Source organism: Streptomyces sp. Ncost-T10-10d, assembly GCF_900091955.1.
Lineage (GTDB): Bacteria > Actinomycetota > Actinomycetes > Streptomycetales > Streptomycetaceae > Streptomyces.
Map to the genome: position 1 here is coordinate 1 of NZ_FMDF01000199.1, position 15,578 is coordinate 15,578.

Here is a 15,578-nt window from a genome sequence, read left to right on the forward strand (position 1 = left end):
CGCTCTTCAACGACGAATCTCCGGCGCAGGCCAGCCGCATGACCTCTGCCCCCCCCGGCTCAACACACCACCGCTAGGGTGTCGGTGATTGACTCCTTGGCAGGGGGTGCCAGGAATTGTCGTCAGTCGAGCGATGGGGAGGGCGGACTGATGTCTGGGACCTGGACGTGGAATGCACGGAGATCCGCAGGGGCGGGCGTGTGTGCGGTGGTGCTGGCGGGAGTGCTGATCGCGCCGGCAGCCACCGCGTCGGACGCGGGACCGGGGGCGGTGGGCCGGATTTCCGAGGCGAAGGGCACGATGGCCGAGAGCCTGTCCCAGGCTGCCGGTCTGGGAAACGGCGAGCGCGTCGAGATCGTCGGCGGCGACGTACGCATCACGGGCGACGGCGGGCCACGCGGCAAGCGGTATGCCATCGCCTCCACGAACGGCACGCTGGCCGTGCGGCCGGCCGCGCTGCCGCAATCGGTGCCGGCCACCAGGGTTGCTCTGCCGAGGGGTACAGGGGCAGGGGCGGAGGCCGGGGTGACGGCGGCGGCCACGTACTCCGTGAAGCTGACCATTACCAACGCCGACGTCGCGAGCAAGAGCTTCTACGTCTGGGACCGCAGGACCTGGGCGGGATACGCCGTCGACAGTGACGCCATCGGCCCGTCTTCGACCGTGAAGCTGCCGCCGGGCGACTACTTCTCGGTGGCGCTGCACAGCGACTGGCAACGGCCGAGCTACGTCCTCACGCGCACCTTCAGGATCGGCACGGCTGCCACCACCGTCACCTTCGACGAGCGGGCCGCCAAGGAGACCGGGATCCGGGTCGACGACACGACGGCTGCCCGCGGCAGTTCCGCCGTGTGGATCTCCGTGCCCGGAGGTGGGCTGGCGGGCTTCGCGGGTTCGGGGGCGGACAAGGTGTACGTCACGCCGTTCTCGCAGCCGGGTGCTGCACTGCGGATCCACGACGTCCTCGCCCGCAAGGGCACCACAGCCGGCACACCCAGCCCGTATCGTTACGACCTCACGCACACGTTCCGGGACACCGTGCCCGCGTCGCCGATTGCGTCGGTGAACCGAGCGGCGCTCGCGAAGACGGTCACGCACGTCCGCGCTCCGGGCACAAGGACCACCGCCCTGCTGCAGACGGTCCCAAACCTCGGCGAGTGGACCGGCGTCTATCTGGGCTCACCCGTGCCGGTGGCCGGCTCGGTCACCGAATACGTCACGCCCGGCATCTCCTACAGCCGGTCACTGAACTACGGGACCGGTGACTACAGTCTCGCGCTGCCCGACCGTTCCTTGGCCGCCGGACCGGCGGCCGCCGAGACAGTCGGCGAGGCACCGCTGCAGCCGACCCGTCGCGTGTGGGGAGGGTCACAGCGACAGGGCGACAAGATCTGGCTGTTCGAGCCGCACGGTGCCAGCGACGCCGCCGGGCATGCCGGCACGGACGGCCGGTCTGTCCTCTCGTACCGCCTGACCCGCGGCGGCGTCACCTACGCCGAGGCCACCGGTATGACGCCGCACCAGCAGCTGACAGCGACCGTGCCTTCCGGAACCGGGACGTACACACTCGACCAGACCACCAGCCACCGCGTGCCGTACCGACGGCTGTCCACGACGGTACGCAACGAGTGGACCTTCTCCTCCGCACGGGGCTCGGCGGCGACCGAACTGCCTCTGATCGATGCCCAGGTGAAGCTCACCGGGCTCGACGCGTCCAACCGTGCCGGCGCCTCCACCCCGGTACAGATCGCCGCCACCGCCACCACCCGCAACTCGGATGCGACGGAGACCGTCACCGGCATCGAATACTCGCTGGACGACGGCGCCACGTGGACAGGCCTGCCGCTCACCGACAACACGGCGACTCTCACGGTCCCGTCCACCGCGTCCTTCATCTCGCTGCGAGTGACCGCCACCGACGACACGGGCGGCAGCGTACGCCGCACCATTGAGCGCGCCTTCGCCGGACCGCGTCCGCAAGGTGACGAGACAGCCGGATCCACCCGCATCTCCAACGTCGCCATCAACGGCGGAAAGGGCGTGGAGCTGACGAACGAGCCACTTCAGGAGTTCAAGGCAAAGTTCACTGCGACCGACCCGTCCGGCATCGCAGGTGGCGACATGTACCTCTACCACGGCTCGTACGACGCCCCGGACGGTGTCCTCTACGGCACCTGGCCCGCGACCTGCACCAAAACCGACGCGACGACGGCCACGTGCGAGGCGCACTTCGCGTACATCGCACCCCGCTGGACACTCGGCCGCAACGCACTCGCGGGCACCTGGAAGCTGGCGTCCTGGGCGGAGTCCGCGGACGGCAGGAGTTACACCGATCTGCACGCCGCCAAGTCGGTCCTCCTGCAACGCGACTCCACTCAGACGGTCAATGCCTCTCCCGAACCCGTGACCAAGGGCAAGACGCTCACCATCACCGGCAAGCTCGCGCGGGCCAACTGGGAGACCGGCAGCTACAACGGGTACACCGCGCAGCCTGTGAAGCTTCAGTTCCGCAAGAAGGGGGCGACGTCGTACACCACGGTGAAAACGGTGACGACGAACAGCACCGGCAACCTGAAGACCACGGTGACCGCATCGGCCGACGGGTACTGGCGCTACACCTTCGCCGGCACCACGACGACCCCGCCGGCCACCGCGGCGGGCGACTACGTGGACGTCCGCTGATCGCACGCCGGTCGGGCGGACCCCGGTGGGGGAGCCTTGTGGCCGGCCGCGGTGGCACCGGCCCCGCAGTGGCACCGTCTCCGCGGCTGACCACTGCCTCGAAGCGCTGACCGAGGAGAGCGGCCACGCCCGTACACGGCCGATGGCCGCACACCGTCCGGTGTGCGGCCATCGATGCTTGCAGACCTGGACGTTCGGGGGCGCGCCGGTCAGGGGAGTTCGCGGTATTCGGTGATGAGGTAGTCGGCCTCGTCGTCGATGGCATTCGCCAGCCAATCGATGTGAATCTCAGTGGGGTGTCCATCTGCGGCAAATACCGCCTCTGCGACATCAGCCTGGCCTGCACGGGCCTTCTGGACATCATTGAGGAGACTGCCAAGCGTCGGGACATCCTGCGGATTCTCCTCGACAGTACGCCGGGCCGGCTCGTCGAGGCCGATCGCCTTGATGACCTTCCCCCTCCCCACGGTGATCCGGTACTTTCCAAGGCCGCCCCGCTCTCCGGACTCGGAGAGAAGCCGGAAAGAATACCGATCCGGTTCGGACCACCGGGCTGCCTTTGCCTTGGCACCGCCTTTGGCGGCAGCCGGTGTGGACCCTGCGTCGCAGCCGACCACGGCGAGGGCAAGCGCAGCGGATGCGGCGAGCAGATACGTGCTGGATTTCGTCACGGCCAGGCCTTTCAGCAGCTCGATTGCCCCTTCGACGGCGGTGCCATTGATTCGGTTCCTGCCCGGGCCTGCGCCAGCGGTGAACCCGCCCGGGCGCGTGATTCTTTGCATTTCAGCTGGCGGAGCGGTTCGGGTCGACTGGGGCGGTGGACGTCTGGTGTGGCAGGTGGGGTGCGTGAAGGCCTTCGATCCTCCGTTTCGGTCTCTTCGCTCCTGTCTGATCCCAACACGCCCCCGGTCACACCTGTTTGCACACTGAGGCGGGACGGCGGGCATCTGTACTACAGAGACATGCCTCGCCGACGGGCCTGACCGGCCTGGTTCGGCTAGGGAAGGGGGCAGGTGAGCGGCAGGACGCGTTCGGTCAGCTGGCCGGTGAGGTCGGTGTCGGTGACGGCGGCTTCAGTCAGCCAGTCCGTTGCGGTCAGCTGGTCGACCAGGTGCTGCAGTTCGCCGGGATCCACCGGGCACAAGGTGGCGAGGGAATCCAGGGCGACGCCCGTTCCGCCGGGGCCGAGCCGTCCCGATGCGCTGGTCTGGGTGGCCAAGGTCAGGGCGAGCAGCCGGGTACCTGCGGTGGTCTTGGCCTTGCGGAGCTTCTTGTCCGAGACGACTTTCTGGGCCCATCCGCTGAGTTTGGGCCGCATCTTCTTGCCGAACGTGAACGGGCCCGTCCCGTCCTCGCGGGCCACGAGGGACGGGACGGTGACCGGGGTGGGGTTCTCGGGGCGGGAGGCAAGCAGGTCGCCGGCGGTGCCGGGGATGCTCAGCCAGCCGCAGTCGGTCATCTTCTCGACCAGGTCTTCCGGATCGGTCAGGCCCAGCGCGGTGACGTCCTGCCCGACGAGGTTGCCGGTGCCGGCGTGCGCGGTGCGCAGGGTCAGCATCACCACCAGCAGCCGCGCCTCCGGCCCGGGCAGCGGGCTGTGGTCGGCCACGTACGCGAGCACGGAGCGTGCGTGCTCCCATTGCGTCGCCGCGGTCAGCAGCCGGGTCACCGCCGGCCCATCGCCGTCCGTACCGCAGCCGGTGCGCTGCTGGTGCTGGAGGCGCGTTGCGATGGCGGCCTGTTCGGCGCGCCGGGCCTCAAGCCTCAGATTGACGTCGCAGGTGACATCGGCCCAGGTGGTGAAGGCGCGTGCCTTGCGTTCCTGGAGGTCGGCGAGGAGCGCCAGGTCGGGTTCGGCGCGCTGCTGGTAGGTGCGGAAGAGCTGACCGAGTTCGACGAGTTCGTCCCGCAGGACGACGGGCCGCAGATCGTGGGGGATGGCCCGCTGCGCGATCCTCCCGTACGGATAGTGGCGCCGGACCGGCGCGGAGCGGGGGGCCGGTACGTCCCGCGGGCGGGCCGTGGGCGGGGGACGGTCGGAGAACTGCGGCGCGCCGGCAGGAGCGGTCGACGGGCGGTCGGCAGTGTCCGGGGTACCGGCCGCCGGGCCAGAAGCGGGCTGAGCGGTGATGACGACCTTCGCGCCGGGCGTGGCGGCCGCGCAGCGTGAGCAGCACTCCAGGGCCTGCCACCAGCGTCCTTCCCGGTCGGTGACCACGGCCCAGACGACCGCCCCGCCGCACCGCCAGGGCTGGGCACGCATCTGCCGGTCGTCGGGACGGAGGTGCGTGCGGCAGCTCTCGGCCCGGCACGCGCAGTACACCTCGGCCCGGGGCCCGGGAGCGGCCCGGAGGTGCGTCTTGAGGTGGGCGACCGCAGCCGCACGGCCGGCGGCTGCGGAGGGCAGACGCTGCTCGGCGCAGGAGGGACGGCTGCACGAGATGCGCACCGCCGCACTGCCACGACCGGCAGCATCCAGACGCACCGTCCACCTGCGCCCCAGCACACGCTCGTTCAGCTCGCTCGCAGTGGCCTCCGTCATCCCGTTCTTCCTCCCATGCCGTGTCCGTTCCCAATACCCGCACCCGTCCTCACCGCGACGGACGGGGCGCGGGGGCGGGCCCACCGTACGCGGGCAGGCAGCCCGATGGACGGTGAACTCGCCCGGTTCACACTCGTCCCGTCGACCTGGCCCGACGGACGGGTGTGAACCGCTGGACGCGCTTGACGCGCTGGTCACCTGAAACGGCCGACGCTCTGCATCAGGTTGCCGCGCCGGAAACGGGTCACGGCCGGGTGCGCAGCAGCTCGGGCACGCGGCTGGCCTGCCCGAGCCAGGCGGCGACGTCCTTGTCCAGGCGCGAGGGCCAGAGCACGGGCCGCGTCATCAAGCCGATCGAGGGTGGGATGGTCACCAAGGCCGATGCCGAGCCGGTGTGTCAGGACGTGAGAGACGATCGCTGCGGCGTCACCCAGGGGCTCTCGACCAGGTGTACGCGCAGATCGGTGTCACTGAACGAGGAAGGAAGGCAGCCGTCCTCTTTGCCGTCGCGGCGTAGCCCCCGGCTCAGCAGTCGGGAGATCCTTCGGCGGCGGGGGGATGCGGTCCGGCTCCGGCCCCACCTTGTGCGGGTGAACGCACGCTCTTGCCCTCGCCACGGGCTGACGTGTGAGAGGACGGGATCGGTGTGAAACTGGGCACGGAAGGGGTGATCCATGTGTCGGACCCACCGCACGCGTCCTTTGGTCCCGACACTGCCGTCGACGAGAATCAGCTGGAAGAGCTGATCATCGAGGCGCAGACCGCCCTGCCCGTCGAACTGCCCGCCTTGGCGAACCGGTGCGCCTCCGTCCTGGGCCTGGACACCGCGTTGATCTACCTCGTCGACCTGCAGCAACAGCTGCTCATCCCACTCGACGAGGGTTTGGAGCCGCTGCCGGTGGACCGCTCGTCGGCCGGCTGGGCGTACCGCACGGTCTCCCCGCGGGTGGCCGAGGCCGACGACGGATTGATCCTCTGGATGCCTCTGGTCGATGGTGCGGAGCGGCTGGGCGTGGTGGCGGTGCGGACCGCCTCGCTCGACAAGGTGCGGATGCGCCGCAGCCGGATGCTGGCCCATCTGTTCGCCATGCTGATCACCTCCAAGCGTGCCTACAGCGACTGGCTCGCCGCCCGCACCCGCACTGCGACCATGCGGTTGCCCGCCGAGATGCTGCGGGCCTTCCTGCCACCCTGCACCATCGGCAGCAGCAGGTGCGTATCGACCGCGGTCCTGGAACCGGCGTACGACATCGCCGGCGACGCCTTCGACCACTCGGTGGTCAAGAACATCCTGCACACCGTGATCCTCGATGCCATGGGTCACGATCTGGCCGCCGGCCTGACCACTTCGGTCGCCATGGCGGCGGCGCGCAACGCCCGCCGGGGCGGTGCCGACCTGGCCGATGTCGTCGGCTCCGTCGACCAGGCGCTCGCCCAGTGGCTGCCCGACCACTTCTGCACCGGCGTGCTGTGTCGACTCGACGCCGAGACCGGGGTGCTGCGCTGGGTCAATTGCGGTCACCCCCCACCGCTGCTGATCCGTGACGAGCGGGTGCTCGCCCTGGCGCTGGACAGCCCCCCACAGCCGCCGATCGGCCTGGCTGGTCCACTCGCCCCGGCAGCCCGGCAAGTCCACGAGGCGACCCTGGAACCGGGCGATTGCGTCCTGCTCTACACCGACGGTGTCGTGGAGGCTCGCGACGCGGACGGTGCGGAGTTCGGCCTTGACCGGTTCACTGACTTCATCATCCGCTCCTCCTCCGCCGGACAGCGCCCGGCCGAGGTGCTGCGGCTGCTCATCCACGCCATCCTCGATTACCAGTGCAACCAACTGCGGGACGACGTGACCATCCTGCTTTTCGAATGGCGTCCGCAGCATTGGTGACGCGGTATTGCGCCGGAGCCTCGCTGTGCTCGTGCTCCGTCTTCGGCCGGGTCCAGGTTCACCCGGGTCTGTGGAACAGGGGGAATTCCTCCCAGGCGTTCTCCCAGAGCCTCACGATCGCCGGATACTTCCTGCCCCAGGCGTCGGCGAACTCTGCGAACCGGTCGAGGGCGGCGAGAACTGTGACGATCCCCGGCAGACCAACCGACCGCATCCCATCACTCACGTGGTGAGCGCCGACGCCACTGCGGACGATGCCACCGTCGTCGATGCAGTTCACGACGGCCTGGCCGACAAGAGCCTCTAGCCCTCGGAGCACCTTCTGGACTCCGGATATTCCTCCGCCGGACTCCTGCTGACCGCGCCGGACGACCGCGGCATCGGCGTGGTCGCGCCGGTCAGGCCGAACAGTATCCTGCAGCAGGTCCATTCCGCCGGGTCCGGCAAGTCGGCCTTCACTGTCAACTGGCATGCCCGGCAGGCCGCTTGCCCGACCGGTGCGGTCAGCCGCCACTGGACCGCCGGAGTCGACAACAACGGCCGGGGCGCGATCAGGATCCGCTTCGCCACCACCACCCGCGCCCTCTGCAAGGTCCGCGATCGGTGCACCCGCTCCACCCAGGACGGCAGACAACCGGCTGTCCGCCCGCGGGATCAGGATGCCCTGCTCGAACGCGCCCGCACCGAGCAGCCAGACGAATGGAGAGGACGCTACGCGGCCCGAGCCGGCATCGAAGGGACCATCCACCAGGCCGTAGCGATCAGCGGCATGCGCCGCACTCGATATCGCGGCCTCCGCCAGACCCGTCTCGCACACGTACTCACAGCCGTAGCTGTCAACCTGATCCGGCTTGACGCCGGGTGGAACGAAACCCCGCTCGCCCGTACCCGGACGTCCCGCCTCGCGGCCCTTGCTCTCGCAGCCTGAGCGAATGGGGCAACAGGTCCCTCGACGAAGTCGAGGATCGCGGTGCGGGCCAGGGCCCGGCGTACTGGTGAGGAGTCAGTATTCCGAGCATGGGCTGTTCCTGAATGCGGCACTGTGCTCGGCCTGCCTGAGTTCGCGGCGGACTCCGGCCGGTCACTCGCCGGACCGACGTATCAAGGTCGTTTCCCGCCGCGCACCTGTACGGTGCCCCGCGTCTGTCTGCACGCCGCGGTGATGTCCCCGGACCGGCGTTGCATCGGCCGGGCAAGAGGCCGATGGCCGAGCCGTGGCGCGGCCGTGGTCATGCGGGCGGCGTGGCGTGTTCGGCTGTGGTGAAGATCCGGTCCAGGTGGTGATGCAGTACGGCGATGGCCGATTCGGGCTTCCGCTGGCCCACGAGGATGCTGGTCCCCATGGTCGCTGTCATGGCGAGCAGGCTGATCGCCTCGGTGCGCGCGTCGACGTCGGAGTCTGCCAGGCCGCTTTCCTGTGCCTGCCGCAGCAGGCCGGTCAGGGCGTTCTCCGCGGCGTCGGGGTTGTCGATGAAGGGCTGGGCGGCCAGGCCCTCGTCGGTCACGGACAGGATGGAGTAGGAGCTGTAGAGGAGGTGGAAGGTGCGGCTCTCCTCGTCGGTCGGGAGGGAGGCCAGCAGCAGGGCCTCGATGGTCGCGCGCGGGCCCGGATCGGGGCCGGCGGCGGCGAGGCGGGCGCCCACGCGGGCGGTGAAGAGGTCGGTGAGGTGCTGGAGCCCGTGGAAGAGCAGGTTCTCCTTGGTCTGGAAGTAGTACTGCACGAGCCGGAGTGACACACCGGCCTCGGCCGCCACGTCGCGCATACCGACCGCGTGCAGTCCGCGCCGCCCGGCGACCCGGATGAGCGCCTCGGCGATCTGGGTCCGGCGTTCCTCGTGGTCCACGCGCTTTGGCATGTGGCCTGTCTCCGCCCGTCGATGGTGGTCAGTGGTCAGGGGTTCCCGGACTTCTTCATGGTACCGCTGTATCACCATTGTGGTACGGTCGTATCACGAAGAACGGATCTGCCCGGAGGTGACCGTGCCCGAGAACACGACCCGAGTACGCCGCGACATCGGCCACTACGTGAGCGACGAACTGCGCGACCGGTACTTCGCCACCTGCGACGTTCTCTACGCGAAGGGGGCGCCCCTGCGCTCCGAGACCGACGTCGAGACGAGCTTCGGCACCACGCACGTCTACCGCTACGGCCCCACGGACCCGGCGGCCGAGTCCCGTACGCCCGTCGTCCTGATCCACGGTTCCGGCGGCTGCTCCGCCCAGTGGTACCCCAACACCCCGGCGCTCAGCACCGAACGCCCCGTCTACGCACTGGACACCCCCGGCGACCCCGGCCGCAGCGTCCATCGTGAGCCCATGTGGCAGCCCGAGCGCGCCGCCCAGTGGATGGACGAGGCCCTCGACGCGCTCGGCCTCGACCGGGTCCACCTCGTCGGCTCTTCCTACGGCGGCTGGCTCGTCATCAACCAGGGGCACCTGCGGCCCGGTCGGCTCGCCTCGGTCACCGCCCTCGACCCCGGCGGCCTGGAGAAAGTAGGCCTCCGTTTCTTCGCATGGATCTTCGCCAGCCTCTTCGCCACCTACGCCCCCAAGGCTCTGCGCCCGCGTCTGGCCTCCTGGCTGGAGCAGCCCGTGATCGTCGTTCCCGAACTCCGCGCGATGATTCATGCGAGTGTGCGCGCCTTCCGGATACGCCGCCCCGCCCCACTGCCACTGACGGACGACGAACTGGGCTCCATCCGGACGCCGTTCTACCTGATCATGGGCAAGCGCAGCCTGCTCGTACACCCCAAGCGCCAGCTGGAACGCGTACCGCGGCTGATCACCGGCGCCCGCGCCGAGATCGTCGCCGCGACCGGCCACGGACCGCAGATCGACCACCCCGAACTGGTCAACGCCCGGATGCTGAGCTTTATGGAGGACATCGACTCCCTCGACCCGGTCAGCGGCCCCGTGGGCGGATAACGGGCCATTGTCAGGGACCACTGCGCCGACGGTCATCGTCTTCGAAGCCCACGCAGCGTTCGAATCCTCGGTGTGCTGTGGTGCCTCCCGAAGCGGTGAAGCAACGGGCCTTGCTGCTGCTACCTGCGCCCACGCGGCATCAAGCACACGATCCCGGAGAAGCCCGACGCCAGGGCCGCCCGTCCGAAGCGAGGTTCCGCGGGCGGGCGGCCCCCGGGCCTCGACAAGGAGAGGTACAAGAAGCGCAACGTCGTTCCAGTGTCCTTGCTGCTGACTTGCGGGCCCCCTTCCCCATGTGGCCGGCTCTCCCGGCCTCGGAGTTCTACGGAGCCTCCGTCCTGCCCGACGGCCATCAGTCGGCGATGGGCCTGCGCTCCACCGGACTGGAGGTCCGGACTGGGACGACCGCGGGCAGTTCCCGCGTTCACCACGGAATCGATCGACGGGTGAGGTGCCCAGCTCTACCCCGGCAGCATCGCCACGCTTACGCCGCAGGCTTTCGACGTGGCCTCCTCATCGGTAGGTAGATCCGGCTTCGGAGTCGGCCGCCGGCCATTGGCGGCCGTGCACTGCATCCGGCCCGCATCCGCCGGGTTGGAGCCGGTGTCGTAATTACGGGGCGTCAAGCACTGATTCCTCGCGTGCACCTTCCCGTCTCACCAGCTGTGCCGTCTCATGACATTGGTTCCTCGCTGTCAGGCTTGGCGGGCGTAGGACGTGAGGCGATCGGCGAGCGCGATGACGAGGTCGCGTAGTTCATCGGGGCGCTCGATGACGAACGGCCGGTCGAGTGAGGCGAGTATCCGAGGCAACCAGTCGAGCTGCTGTGCCCGTAGCTCGACGCGCAGCCAGTGCTCGGCCGCCGGGTCCTGGCCGGCCGCGGGCTCGTGCTCCTCCAGTCTCGCGACGCTGGCGGGGAGGTGCGCGCGGATCTGCTCAACTGTCCCGTGGATCCGCAACGTCACCTCATGCCGGTACTCGGCCGTGGCGAATCCTGACAACACGCGCTGTGCCGGACCGGGACCCACCGGCGCTTCGAATGAGCCGGGCAGGGCCCTCGCGTCTGTGATTCGGTCGAGCCGGAAGGTTCGGTCCTTGCCGACCTGGGCGTCCTTGCCCGTCACGTACCACCGGCCCGCATGGGCGACGATCCCGTACGCGTGCAGTGTGCGTTCGCTGCGCCGTCCGTCGCGGTCGGTGTAGCGGATCGAGACCGGTCGGCGGTGGCGCACCGCATCGGCCATGGTGAGCAGGAGCCCGGCGTCCGGGTGGTCCAACTCGGCGGGCTGATCCGTGAAGGCGAGAGCTTCCAGGAGTGTGTCGAGCCGGCGGGCGATGTGCTTGGGCAGCACCCGCCGGATCTTCGCTGACGCCGTCTCGTTTGCCGTGCGCTCCGTCGTCGTCAGCCCTGCCCGGCGGCCGGCGACCAGGCCGAGCAGCACGGCCAGCGCCTCGTCGTCGCTGAGCATGAGCGGAGGCAAGCGGTACCCGGGAGCCAGCCGGTACCCGCCGTAGCGGCCGCGCACCGACTCCACGGGCACGTCCAGGTCGATCAGCTGGTCCACATACCGCCGCACGGTGCGCCCTTCGACGCCGAGACGGTCGGCGAGCTCGGCCACAGTCCGGGTGCCGCCCGACTGCAGCAGCTCCAGGAGTGTCAGCACGCGGCCGGTGGGTCGTGGCATGTTCGCAGCCTAACGCGAATACAGGACCGATTCTGTCCACTATTTCTCCTAGCCTGCGACGTGCACGCCTCCACACAGCCAAGGAGATTCCCATGGACTTCGTCTCGATCCGCATCATCACCAGCGACGTCGCACGCCTCGTCGAGTTCTACGAGCGAGCTACAGGGATGCAGGCGATACGGGCCACGGAGGACTTCGCCGAACTCAAGACCGCGGGCGCAACCCTCGCGATCGCCAGCCCCCGCACCGTCCGGCTGTTCGCCCCGGGCTCTGCCCGCCCGGCGGACAACCACAGCGTGATCACCGAGTTCCTCGTCGACGACGTGGACCGCGTTCACCAGAACCTGGCCGGCTTCGTCACCGACTTCGTCAACGAGCCCACCACGATGCCCTGGGGCAACCGGTCGCTGTTGTTCCGCGACCCCGACGGCAACCTCGTCAACTTCTTCACCCCCGTCACCCCGGAGGCCATCGAAAAGTTCGCACGCTGACGCCACGCACAGCCGCTCACGCGGGAGCCCCGAGATCCCAGGGCGCCCGGTGAACGCGGCCGCCGAGTCCAGGAGCGCCACCAGTAGGGGACATCGGAACGCACCGCTGACCCCGAGGGACGTCTGCGCCTGTGCCTGCGGGCCGATGTGACGTCCAGGACCACGAGGCCCGGCTCGGTGAAGTGCTGCCCCGAGACCGCCCGGACGGGGGCAGTCGTAGTCGTGCTGTTCTCCGCAGGCCGCGCGGGTACCGCCGGGTTCTTGGACAGAGAAAGTGCGGCCCATGGTCCGTGGCAGGACGACCCGGGCTGCTGCCCCTCATACCGGGGCCCACGCCACCCCGGAGCGTGCGGCCCCGGCGACACCCGGCACAGGGAGCCGACGGTGGTGCCAGACCCGAAGCCCACACCCTTCCCTGGCTGACAGGTGCTGCGCCCTCCGGCGGGGCCGATGCCGGCCCAGCAGCGGCCCGGCCGTGACGCCGCCTGCCGGAAGCAGCTTCCTCGGCATCGTGACCGCGAGCGCCTCTCCCGCATTACCCGGGCCGTCGCGTCAACCACCCGGATGCGGTACGAAGTCCGGTGTGAACGAACAGAATCAGCCCGCGACCGTTCGCGTGTTCATCGCCCTCGCCCCGCCCGACCACGCGAAAGAAGAACTGGCCCGGGCGCTGCGCCCCGCCTATGACACACACCCTCACATGCGGTGGAACCGCATCGAGGACTGGCACATCACCCTGGCGTTCCTCGGGGAGCTGCCGGCCGAGACGGTTCCGCTTCTTCGCCCGCCTCTCGCCGGCCTCGCAGCGGACCACCAACCATTCTGTTTGGCACTGCGCGGCAGCGGAAACTTCGACGACCGGGTGCTGTGGAGCGGAATCGACGGAGACCTTGATGAGCTGCACATGCTTGCCGCCGATGTGCGTACCGCGGTCAGGGGCTGCGGTGTCGCATTCGAGGTTCGGCCCCTGCGCCCACATCTGACGTTGGCCCGTGCCCGCCGGGGAGATCGATCCTCGGCAGGAGAGATCGCCGAAGGGTTCGCCGGGTTCACCGGTGGCCGATGGCCTGCCGAACGTCTGCACCTGGTAGGCAGCAACGTCGGCCGTAGCCGTGGACCGATCCACTACCGCGACATCGAGGCCTGGGCCCTCGGCACGGGAACTGCACTGGATCTAGAACGAACGAACCAGGGCCGGCAGACAGGCAGTACTCGACCCGGCGGGCGATGAAGTGGTCGAGCGCGGCCCGTCGTCCGGGTCTGGGGCCCGCCGTTCCATCACCGTGTCCCAGGGCAAGGCCATTGCTCGAGTGTGGCAAGCAGTTTGCGGTGACGTTGGACCCGATATGCATCCGTGGGTGGGGTTGTCCGATCAGGTGCGGCTGGGGGTGGTGACCCGATGGGGACCCCAGAGCTCGTCGCCGAGGTGCTGGAGAAATGCAGCGTTCGCGACAAGAAGTCCGGTGCCCTGCCCGGCCGGGTTCGTGCGCGCGGGTTGTGACGCTGACCGAGTGCAGCACGCACGCGCGGATCGACGCGGCGGTCCGAGTGTTCGGCGGTCGTTGAACCTTTGAGTATGAAGAGCAGTTCAACCACATGGCCGTCTCCCGACCGCCGACGAGCTCCGGCGCGGCGTGCCCGAACTGATGGCAACCGGCATCTGGCTGCGGATGGCGCTCTCCGTCCCCCACGGTGACACGACTCCGTAGCGTCGAAGACACCGACGGACCACCAGCCGGAGAAGCTCTTGACGAGCAGTTGCTGCGCGGCCGGGTCTACGGCCACGACTACGACGACCCCGCAGGGGTGCGCTGGATGCAGACCATGGCGGCGTCGTCGTCCAGGTGCCCGCCCACATGGGCCAGAAGGTCGGCGCGCAGGTGGTGGATCAGGGCCCGGGGGCTGTCGGGTGCCTGGGAGGCTGCACGTTCGGCCAGCGGGTAGAAGACTCTGCCGGAGTCCCGGGCTTCTATCACGCCGTCGGTGTAGAGCAGCAGCAGGTCTGCGGGCTGCAGGGCGAAGGTGTCCACCTGATACTGGGGTGTGGTCAGCTCGCCCAGGCCCAGTGGCGGCGCGGGGCGGGTGGCGTCGAGCGCGATGACCTGTCCGTCGCGTAGTAGCAAGGGGGGCGGGTGCCCGCAGCTGATCATCTCCACCCTCTCACCTGTGTCGGGGATGTCGACGATTGCGGCGGTGATGAAGCACTCCCCTTCCTGCTCCGACTCGGTGGGTTCGACCATGCTCCAGCACACGCTGTTCTCCAAGTAGGCCATGAGGTCGGGCAGGGAGGATTGCCGGTGTGCGGCCGCCCGGAATGCACCCAGCAGCAGCGCGGCATCTCCGATCGCGGTCAGGCCCTTGCCCCTCGCGTCCCCGATGATCAGCCTGGTTCCGGCCGAGGTGCGGGTGGCCGCGTACAGATCGCCGCCGATCTGTGCCTGTTCCTCCGCCGCGAGGTACACCGAGGCCACCCGCAGTGGCCCGATCTGCCGCGGCAGCGGTCTGAGCACCGCTCGCTGCGTGGCCTCCGACACCGTCCGCACCTGCGCCAGCTCACGACCGTACCGATCCCGCAGCCACCGGAACACCGTCACGATCGCCGAGACCACCACCACGGCGACGATCTGCGCACCGATGCTCTCCGTAGTCAGGATGCGGAGCCCTACGCCGACGCCGAACAGGGCCGCCACGGCGATGGCTCCGACCACGGCGGTCAGGAGGGGGCCGGCGAAAGAGGCGGTGAGCGCGGGAGCCACGATCAGCAGGGGGCCCAGCGCCACGTCGGGGCCGGTCGTTGCGTCGACGAGCACGATGCCTGCGATCAGAGCGAGCGGGATCACCAGCAGGGCGTCACTGGCCTGCCAGGAATGCTGGCGGAACGAGAGCCGCCGCCGTATGTCCATATGTCTGAATTGTACCGGCCGGGGTGTCTGTGCACGTCGGTCCCCGGTCCGGCCGGAGCGGTTCTGGCGGTGACTGTCGCAGTTGGTGAGGCCACCCTGGGTATGAGGCCTGCGGCTGGCTCTCGTGCTTCCGCACCTGACCCGGGCAAGCCCCCGACCGACCGGCGGCGCGGGCAAGCCCGAGGCGTGAAGCTTCCCCTTGATCGTGGACACGTGGCGACTGGGACATGAGGTTCCAGAGGAAGTAGCACCAGGCGGGAAGTAAGACCGACCGGCACATGGGGGGTGGGAGAAGGAGCGGGGCTGGGTGCGTGCAGCTGCAAGGCGGAGGATTGAGACAGATGGGGTCTCCCCTGCTCGAGCGCAGCCGAGAGCTTGGGGAAGGAGCCATGGTGATTGACGACAACGCGGCAGATGCGCGTGCCCAGCCCCGCGACGCCGCCCCCCATTTGCCGGTCGGTCTAA

At 69.2% G+C, this 15,578-nt stretch carries 12 protein-coding genes; 6 read left to right on the forward strand and 6 right to left on the reverse strand.

Annotated elements, in window-relative coordinates; translation table 11 throughout:
* The first annotated feature begins 150 nt into the window (after positions 1–150).
* Positions 151–2,682, forward strand: coding sequence for a hypothetical protein (locus tag GA0115254_RS34440; protein ID WP_141720966.1), 2,532 nt, complete (start codon positions 151–153; stop codon positions 2,680–2,682).
* A gap of 209 nt (positions 2,683–2,891) precedes the next feature.
* Here GA0115254_RS34440 and GA0115254_RS34445 read toward each other — a convergent pair whose 3' ends face one another.
* Both GA0115254_RS34445 and GA0115254_RS34450 read right to left on the reverse strand, forming a co-directional pair.
* Positions 2,892–3,464, reverse strand: coding sequence for a DUF6174 domain-containing protein (locus GA0115254_RS34445; protein ID WP_093899188.1), 573 nt, complete (start codon positions 3,462–3,464; stop codon positions 2,892–2,894).
* 215 nt (positions 3,465–3,679) lie between these two features.
* Complete coding sequence (locus tag GA0115254_RS34450; protein ID WP_093899189.1) at positions 3,680–5,224, reverse strand: hypothetical protein; 1,545 nt, start codon at positions 5,222–5,224, stop codon at positions 3,680–3,682.
* A 646-nt stretch (positions 5,225–5,870) separates the two neighbouring features.
* On the opposite strand from GA0115254_RS34450, the gene GA0115254_RS34455 reads away from it, so the two are divergent.
* A complete protein-coding gene (locus GA0115254_RS34455) occupies positions 5,871–7,109 on the forward strand; it encodes a PP2C family protein-serine/threonine phosphatase (protein WP_093899190.1) in 1,239 nt (412 codons plus the stop codon).
* A gap of 58 nt (positions 7,110–7,167) precedes the next feature.
* Here GA0115254_RS34455 and GA0115254_RS47285 read toward each other — a convergent pair whose 3' ends face one another.
* Positions 7,168–7,539: a hypothetical protein gene (locus GA0115254_RS47285; protein ID WP_141720967.1), complete on the reverse strand. Its 372-nt coding sequence runs from the start codon at positions 7,537–7,539 to the stop codon at positions 7,168–7,170.
* On the opposite strand from GA0115254_RS47285, the gene GA0115254_RS47960 reads away from it, so the two are divergent.
* The gene (locus GA0115254_RS47960; RefSeq protein ID WP_176740406.1) at positions 7,495–8,037 is read left to right on the forward strand and encodes a transposase; all 543 of its coding nucleotides are present in this window, start codon (positions 7,495–7,497) and stop codon (positions 8,035–8,037) included. The genes GA0115254_RS47285 and GA0115254_RS47960 overlap by 45 nt on opposite strands.
* A 301-nt stretch (positions 8,038–8,338) precedes the next feature.
* On the opposite strand, the gene GA0115254_RS34470 is transcribed toward GA0115254_RS47960, so the two are convergent.
* Positions 8,339–8,965 carry a TetR/AcrR family transcriptional regulator gene (locus GA0115254_RS34470; RefSeq protein WP_093899193.1) on the reverse strand — a complete coding sequence of 209 codons (627 nt, stop codon included), beginning with the start codon at positions 8,963–8,965 and terminating at the stop codon, positions 8,339–8,341.
* Positions 8,966–9,089: 124 nt separating this feature from the next.
* On the opposite strand from GA0115254_RS34470, the gene GA0115254_RS34475 reads away from it, so the two are divergent.
* A complete protein-coding gene (locus GA0115254_RS34475; protein ID WP_093899198.1) occupies positions 9,090–10,034 on the forward strand; it encodes an alpha/beta fold hydrolase in 945 nt (314 codons plus the stop codon).
* A 695-nt stretch (positions 10,035–10,729) separates the two neighbouring features.
* On the opposite strand, the gene GA0115254_RS34480 is transcribed toward GA0115254_RS34475, so the two are convergent.
* Positions 10,730–11,719: a helix-turn-helix transcriptional regulator gene (locus GA0115254_RS34480; RefSeq protein ID WP_093899194.1), complete on the reverse strand. Its 990-nt coding sequence runs from the start codon at positions 11,717–11,719 to the stop codon at positions 10,730–10,732.
* Between the two features lie 92 nt (positions 11,720–11,811).
* On the opposite strand from GA0115254_RS34480, the gene GA0115254_RS34485 reads away from it, so the two are divergent.
* Together GA0115254_RS34485 and thpR are read left to right on the forward strand one after the other, a co-directional pair.
* A complete protein-coding gene (locus GA0115254_RS34485) occupies positions 11,812–12,210 on the forward strand; it encodes a VOC family protein (RefSeq protein WP_093899195.1) in 399 nt (132 codons plus the stop codon).
* A gap of 583 nt (positions 12,211–12,793) precedes the next feature.
* Entirely contained in the window at positions 12,794–13,441 is a 648-nt protein-coding gene (thpR, locus tag GA0115254_RS34490; RefSeq protein WP_093899196.1) for an RNA 2',3'-cyclic phosphodiesterase, read from the forward strand.
* Positions 13,442–13,997: 556 nt separating this feature from the next.
* On the opposite strand, the gene GA0115254_RS34495 is transcribed toward thpR, so the two are convergent.
* Positions 13,998–15,113 carry a PP2C family protein-serine/threonine phosphatase gene (locus GA0115254_RS34495; protein ID WP_093899197.1) on the reverse strand — a complete coding sequence of 372 codons (1,116 nt, stop codon included), beginning with the start codon at positions 15,111–15,113 and terminating at the stop codon, positions 13,998–14,000.
* Between the last annotated feature and the right edge of the window lie 465 nt (positions 15,114–15,578).

Excerpts from the sequence above, each read along its gene's own strand:
- GA0115254_RS34440 (WP_141720966.1), top strand. The coding sequence starts at position 151 with ATGTCTGGGACCTGGACGTGGAATGCACGGAGATCCGCAGGGGCGGGC.
- GA0115254_RS34445 (WP_093899188.1), bottom strand. The coding sequence starts at position 3,464 with ATGCAAAGAATCACGCGCCCGGGCGGGTTCACCGCTGGCGCAGGCCCG.
- GA0115254_RS34450 (WP_093899189.1), bottom strand. The coding sequence starts at position 5,224 with ATGACGGAGGCCACTGCGAGCGAGCTGAACGAGCGTGTGCTGGGGCGC.
- GA0115254_RS47285 (WP_141720967.1), bottom strand. The coding sequence starts at position 7,539 with ATGGACCTGCTGCAGGATACTGTTCGGCCTGACCGGCGCGACCACGCC.
- GA0115254_RS34470 (WP_093899193.1), bottom strand. The coding sequence starts at position 8,965 with ATGCCAAAGCGCGTGGACCACGAGGAACGCCGGACCCAGATCGCCGAG.
- GA0115254_RS34480 (WP_093899194.1), bottom strand. The coding sequence starts at position 11,719 with ATGCCACGACCCACCGGCCGCGTGCTGACACTCCTGGAGCTGCTGCAG.
- GA0115254_RS34485 (WP_093899195.1), top strand. The coding sequence starts at position 11,812 with ATGGACTTCGTCTCGATCCGCATCATCACCAGCGACGTCGCACGCCTC.
- GA0115254_RS34495 (WP_093899197.1), bottom strand. The coding sequence starts at position 15,113 with ATGGACATACGGCGGCGGCTCTCGTTCCGCCAGCATTCCTGGCAGGCC.